At 38.2% G+C, this 6,476-nt stretch carries 3 protein-coding genes; 1 reads left to right on the top strand and 2 read right to left on the bottom strand.

The window, feature by feature from the left end; all coding sequences use genetic code 11:
- Positions 1-143: 143 nt before the first annotated feature.
- Positions 144-2,519: a phosphoenolpyruvate synthase gene (gene ppsA, locus MHN81_RS27875; protein ID WP_239427366.1), complete on the bottom strand. Its 2,376-nt coding sequence runs from the start codon at positions 2,517-2,519 to the stop codon at positions 144-146.
- Between the two features lie 141 nt (positions 2,520-2,660).
- Here ppsA and MHN81_RS27870 point away from each other — a divergent pair, with 141 nt between their 5' ends.
- Positions 2,661-3,470, top strand: a complete 810-nt coding sequence (locus MHN81_RS27870; protein WP_023399209.1) for a pyruvate, water dikinase regulatory protein — start codon at positions 2,661-2,663, stop codon at positions 3,468-3,470.
- A 25-nt stretch (positions 3,471-3,495) separates the two neighbouring features.
- On the opposite strand, the gene MHN81_RS27865 is transcribed toward MHN81_RS27870, so the two are convergent.
- Positions 3,496-4,851 (bottom strand): 3-deoxy-7-phosphoheptulonate synthase class II, encoded by a 1,356-nt coding sequence (locus MHN81_RS27865; protein WP_023399210.1) that lies wholly within the window; start codon positions 4,849-4,851, stop codon positions 3,496-3,498.
- Positions 4,852-6,476 lie beyond the last annotated feature (1,625 nt).

Below are 6,476 nucleotides of genomic sequence, written 5' to 3'. Positions count from 1 at the left end.
TGTTGAAGTGTTGAAGTGTTGAAGTGTTGAAGTGTTGAAGTGTTGAAGTGTTGAAGTGTTGAAGTGTTGAAGTGTTGAAGTGTTGAAGTGTTGAAGTGTGCGAGAACTGCGCCTAGAGACATCCAGGCGCAGTGGTTGAAAACTTATTTGTTGAATTTTTCAGCTAAATACAACCAAGTTTCTAATACTGTGTCAGGGTTAAGAGATACCGTGTCAATACCCTGCTCTACCAACCAAGCGGCAAAGTCCTCATGATCCGATGGGCCCTGTCCACAAATCCCGACATACTTACCTTTTTCTTTGGCTGTTTTTATAGCCATAGAAAGTAACTTTTTGATTGCCGGGTTTCTTTCGTCAAACAAGTGCGCGATAAGGCCCGAGTCTCTATCCAAACCTAGCGTCAGCTGAGTAAGGTCGTTTGAACCGATTGAGAATCCATCAAAATATTCTAAAAACTCATCTGCTAATAATGCATTTGATGGCAGCTCACACATCATTATAACGCGTAAACCATTCTCGCCACGTTTTAACCCATGCTCTTCTAGAAGCTCAATAACTCTAGCGGCTTCCTCTAACGTTCTAACAAATGGAATCATGATTTCAACATTTGTCAGACCCATTTCGTTACGAACACGCTTGATAGCTTCGCATTCAAGTGCAAAACATTCTCTGAAATCTTCAGAGATGTAACGAGATGCACCACGGAAACCGATCATTGGGTTTTCTTCTTCCGGCTCATACTGTTGGCCACCGATCAAGTTTGCGTATTCGTTTGACTTAAAGTCTGACATACGAACGATAACTTTTTCTGGTGCGAATGCTGCGCCTAAAGTAGAAATACCTTCTACTAGTTTTGCAATATAGAATTCTACTGGCGATTCATAACCAGCAATAATATCTGTGATCTCAGACTTAAGTTCTTCAGACTGAGTATCAAAGTTAATCAGTGCTTTTGGATGAACACCGATCATTCTATTAATGATAAATTCTAGACGCGCTAAGCCGATACCTGCGTGAGGTAACTTTGCAAAATCAAATGCGCGATCTGGATTACCAACATTCATCATTATTTTCAATGGTAAGTCAGGCATTGAATCAATACGAGAAGAAATTACTTCGTATTTTAACTGACCTTTATAGATGTATCCCGTATCACCTTCAGCACAAGATACTGTTACTGCGTCGCCGTGCTTAATAGTAGCAGTCGCATTTCCGCAACCTACAACAGCAGGAATACCTAGTTCACGAGCAATAATTGCTGCGTGACATGTTCTTCCACCGCGGTTTGTAACAATAGCAGAAGCGCGTTTCATGATTGGTTCCCAGTCAGGGTCAGTCATGTCTGTAACTAGTACATCGCCTTGCTGTACTTTATCCATTTCATCAATAGATGATAATACGCGTACTACACCGGTGCCGATTTTGTGGCCGATAGCTCTGCCTTCACATACAACCTCAGATTTCTCTTGCAGCTGGAAGCGTTCCATTACATTTGAATCTTCGTTTGAACGTACTGTCTCTGGTCTTGCTTGAACAATGTACAGTTTGCCGTCATTACCATCTTTAGCCCACTCGATATCCATCGGTCTGCCGTAGTGGTTTTCGATGATTACAGCTTGTTTTGCTAGCTCTTGTACTTCTTCGTCGGTAATAGAAAATTTATTTGAAAGTGCAGGATCCATATCTACAATTTCAACTTGTTTACCATGAGATTCGTCAGAAGAGTAGATCATTTGGATCGCTTTAGAGCCAATATTTCTGCGAACAACAGCAGGCTTATTGTTGGCTAAAGTTGGTTTATGAACATAAAACTCGTCTGGATTTACAGCACCTTGAACTACCATTTCACCAAGACCGTAGCTTGATGTAACGAAAACTACATCTTCAAACCCTGATTCAGTGTCAATTGAGAACATAACACCTGAAGATGCTTTGTCTGAACGGACCATTCTCTGGATACCAGCAGATAGTGCAACACCTCTGTGGTCATAGCCTTGGTGCACGCGATACGAAATTGCACGGTCATTGAAAAGAGATGCGAAAACGTGTTTGATAGCTACCATTACCGCATCAATACCACGTACGTTTAAGAAAGTCTCTTGTTGTCCAGCAAATGAAGCGTCTGGCATATCTTCAGCTGTCGCAGAAGATCTTACAGCAAATGATACATCATTGCTTTGGTCGCCATGAAGGGATAAATATGCTTCGCGAATTGCTTTGTCTAATTCTGGTTGGAAAGGAGTGTCGATTACCCATTGTCTGATTTGGCTACCTACTTTTGCCAGCTCATTGACGTCTTCAACGTCTAGGGTGTCTAAAATGGTGTGAATTTTTTCGTTTAATCCTGATTGCTCAAGGAATTCATTAAAAGCTTCTGCCGTGGTTGCGAAACCACCAGGCACTTGTACACCAGCGTTAGCAAGGTTAGATATCATTTCACCTAGAGAAGCGTTTTTACCACCAACTCGAGGTACGTCTTGCATACCCAATTCTTGATACCAGAGAACGTAGTCTTGCACGGAACTGTCTCCAAAAACAAATTGTAATAAATGTGAGAGATTAATTGACCTTCCTTTAGGTCGAAGGCATTCTACAACGGTAAGTATAGCTACGTAAACCAAGACTTGAAAAAATACTAAAAAAGTAATGAAAAGGTTAAGATGAGAACAGCTTTTTATATATCTGATGGCACGGCCATTACAGCAGAAGTTTTTGGACATGCAACTTTATCGATGTTTCCTGTCGAATTTGAACATAAGACACTGCCGTTTATTGAGTCTGTGGAAAAAGCACAAGCAGTTAAAGCGACAATAGATAAGTTGGCAGAATCAAGTGGGCAACCACCGTTAGTGTTTTTTACATTCGTAAACCCAGAATTGTCCGATATTATTTTATCTTCTAAAGGGGTTTGCTATGACTTTTTGTCTTACGCGAGTGAAATAGTTAAACGAGAGTTAAAAGTCAAACCTGTACCAAAAGTACATAGAACGCACAGTATTCATGAAAAGACCTATGATTTCCGTATTTCGGCGGTAAATTATGCGCTTGCAAATGATGACGGTGCAAATATTAAAGATTATGACGAAGCCGATATTATTTTGGTGGGTGTCAGTCGAAGCGGTAAAACTCCAGCGAGCCTATATCTAGCGTTACAGTACGGGATAAAAGCAGCAAACTACCCTATCACAGAAGATGACCTTGAGAAGGGTAATTTTCCTCGATTTCTCATAGATCATAAGAATAAACTCTTTGGTTTAACAATCGATCCAGAAAGGCTGGCCTCTATAAGGCAAGAGAGAATGGCCAATTCTAAATATGCGTCAATAAGGCAATGCAGAATAGAAGTAAGGGAAGTTGAGATGTTGTTTAAAAAGCATAAAACACCATTTCTGAATTCAACAAAGTTTTCAGTTGAAGAAATATCGGCGAAAATAATAGCTGAAGCAGGGTTATCACGAAACAAATATTAAAAAAGCCGCTTAAAGCGGCTTTCTTTTAAACTCTATCTCTTGCATCTTTGAGTAAGTCTGCAACTAAGAAACCCAACTCTAATACTTGGTCAGCATTTAATCTCGGGTCACATTGTGTTCTGTACCTTTGAGCAAGGTCTTCATCAGAAAGGCCATATGCACCACCGATACATTCTGTTACGTGTTGTCCAGTCATTTCTAAATGAACGCCTCCTGGGTACGTTCCTTCTGATTTGTGTACTGCGAAAAATTGGCTAATTTCACGTAATATATTATTGAAACTTCGAGTTTTGTAACCGGTACTCGCTTTTTCAGTATTGCCGTGCATCGGGTCGGAAGACCAAACAACATTGCGACCTTCACTCTTAACTTTGCGAACCAAGTTAGGTAGCTTTTCTGGCAACACATCTGCACCCATACGTGTGATAAGAGTCAATCTACCAGGAATATTGTCCGGGTTTAATGCATCAATAAGTCTGATCAACTCGTCCGGATCCATACCCGGACCAACTTTAACACCAATCGGGTTCTTTATTCCTCTAAAGAACTCAATATGCGCATGATCTAGCTGTCTGGTTCTTTCTCCGATCCAAACAAAATGAGCTGAACAGTCGTACCAATCTCCTGACAAGTGATCTCGTCTGGTAAGTGCTTGTTCATAACCAAGAAGCAATGCTTCATGCGAAGTATATAGATGAGTCTCTTTAAGACTTGGTGCTACATTTGCATCAATGCCACAGACTTCCATAAATTCCAGTGCATCTTGAATTCGGTTTGCCATTTGTTGGAACTTATCTCTAAGAGGATTAGCTGCAACAAAACTCATATTCCAGCGACTTACTTGGTGTAAATCAGCTAAACCACCTTGAGCAAAAGCCCTTAATAAGTTTAATGTCGACGCACTATGATGGTAAGCCTTCATTAGCCTATTTGGATCTGGGATCCGAGCTTCTTCAGTAAATTCAAAATTATTTATAATGTCGCCACGGTAAGATGGTAAAGAGACTCCGTTTATCGTTTCATAATCTGAAGAACGTGGTTTAGCATATTGACCGGCCATTCGCGCAATTTTTACGACTGGGCATTTACCACCGTAAGTTAAAACAACTGCCATTTGAAGCAGAGTTTTAAATGTATCTCTTATATTTGTTGCACTAAAGTCTGAAAAAGACTCTGCGCAGTCTCCGCCCTGTAACAAAAACGCCTTTCCATTACATACATCGGCTAAATTTTTATACAAGCTCCTTGTTTCTTCAGCAAAAACAAGTGGTGGCGCAGCATTAAGCTCTGACTCAACATTAGTCAGTAATTTTTTGTCTGGATATTCTGGTTGTTGGACGATTGGGAAATCTCTCCAACTGTCTGGACTCCAAGGTTTCATTTCTCATTCCTCATTAGTTACCTCACCATGCACGTTAACGTATAGGACGGCTGGCTTCAAGCACAAATTAGTGAAATATCAAATAATTTACTAATTCAAAAACAAGCGGTTCATTTTTGATCCATAGTCATGATTTTTGACTCTAAAGATAATCAAGAACACATCATACATTTACACTTTTTAAGCAACATAGACATCTGAGAAAATTTGTAGAAATAATTAATCAAGACAAAAACACGCAGGCAATATTTTGTGTCGATATTCACCAATCTAATATTGGAAGTGTTTGCAAAAATCTCTATTTACACATCTATTTGATGTCTACATTTTGTACAACTTATTTGCCGTTATAATGTACATTTCTGCCAGCTTATATTTATGCACTTAAGAAGCCAAGTTGCTGCCATATTTTGCAAAGCTCACAATAGCTTGAGTTATATGGAATAATTGAGTTTCTATTTTGTTTGTGCTGTGTTTCAAGTTTGATATTTAAATCTTCATTTAGCATAATTCATTTGGCGATTTAGCAGTGTATAGAACAAAATGGCCAGCTCAGAAACGTGAGTAATTTTACTTACCAATAATGTGGAGAAAAATTTATCAGCCTACAGACGAACTACGCCATAAAACCCCTACTTTGTTGCGCATTTTCATTTAGTATGTAAAAACTAGTCTACTGAGACAGTTTTAACTATGGAATACACTTGGAAACCAATATCAGAAAAAGTTTTAACTGCTAAATTAACCGGGTTAATAATTAATTTTGTTTTATCAAAAATCTCGATTATATGAATAAATATAGCCCAAAGCTGGCTAATGCAATTTATTCTGTTTCCGCTCTTGCGATCAAATAATTACATTTGGGATGTCTTTCTTTAAGGCTTTTATGCTTCACGTGGTTTTGTGAATAATTAAAGCACTATCCTTATGCCTGTAAGTAAGTGGGTATTTACTTATCTTTAATTAACCTATTACTTTAGGAAAATATCAACTGCATGCTTGGGTTGAAAATATGGGCTTTACTGAAGTCCAATTTTTCAACCACTTAAACGACGAAATAGAACTTACAAAAACCATGCTTTCAATAGTTACCAGGATTAGATTTAAAAGTATAGATTCGATATTTCAGGTTAAACTACATAGGATAGGTTGCTTTTAGAAATGTAATGAAAATTTGTGTATTCATTCCAAAACAGAACCAATGTAGTATTTATGATTTTCAGTAGGCTCTTTACTTTCATTGATATTTATCTTCCTATTTTTTGTTATTCCCCTTCTATCTACCTTTTGAAACTTTACTATGGAAAAACATAAACCAGAGAAACTTGGCAAAGCAATGATCACTTGATTTGAGCGCGTTTAGATGACAAAATTAAAGGAACACATCATACCTAGTTGACTTAAGTAATTTCTCAGCAATCATATACCCTATTTGAAAATAGCCATCAACAAGACTAATTTTAATGAATTGGGTTAATTCTCAGAAGACATAAACTAAGGATTTCTCACAACTACGTTATGTTAAATTCTAACCTAAACTTCTAACCTAAACTTCTAACCTAAACTTCTAACCTAAACTTCTAACCTAAACTTCTAACCTAAACTTCTAACCTAAACTTCTAACC

The organism is Pseudoalteromonas sp. Of7M-16, from assembly GCF_022347805.1.
GTDB lineage: Bacteria > Pseudomonadota > Gammaproteobacteria > Enterobacterales > Alteromonadaceae > Pseudoalteromonas > Pseudoalteromonas luteoviolacea_F.
This window is presented reverse-complemented; position numbering and strand designations above follow the sequence as displayed.

Excerpts from the sequence above, each read along its gene's own strand:
- MHN81_RS27870 (WP_023399209.1), top strand. The coding sequence starts at position 2,661 with ATGAGAACAGCTTTTTATATATCTGATGGCACGGCCATTACAGCAGAA.
- MHN81_RS27865 (WP_023399210.1), bottom strand. The coding sequence starts at position 4,851 with ATGAAACCTTGGAGTCCAGACAGTTGGAGAGATTTCCCAATCGTCCAA.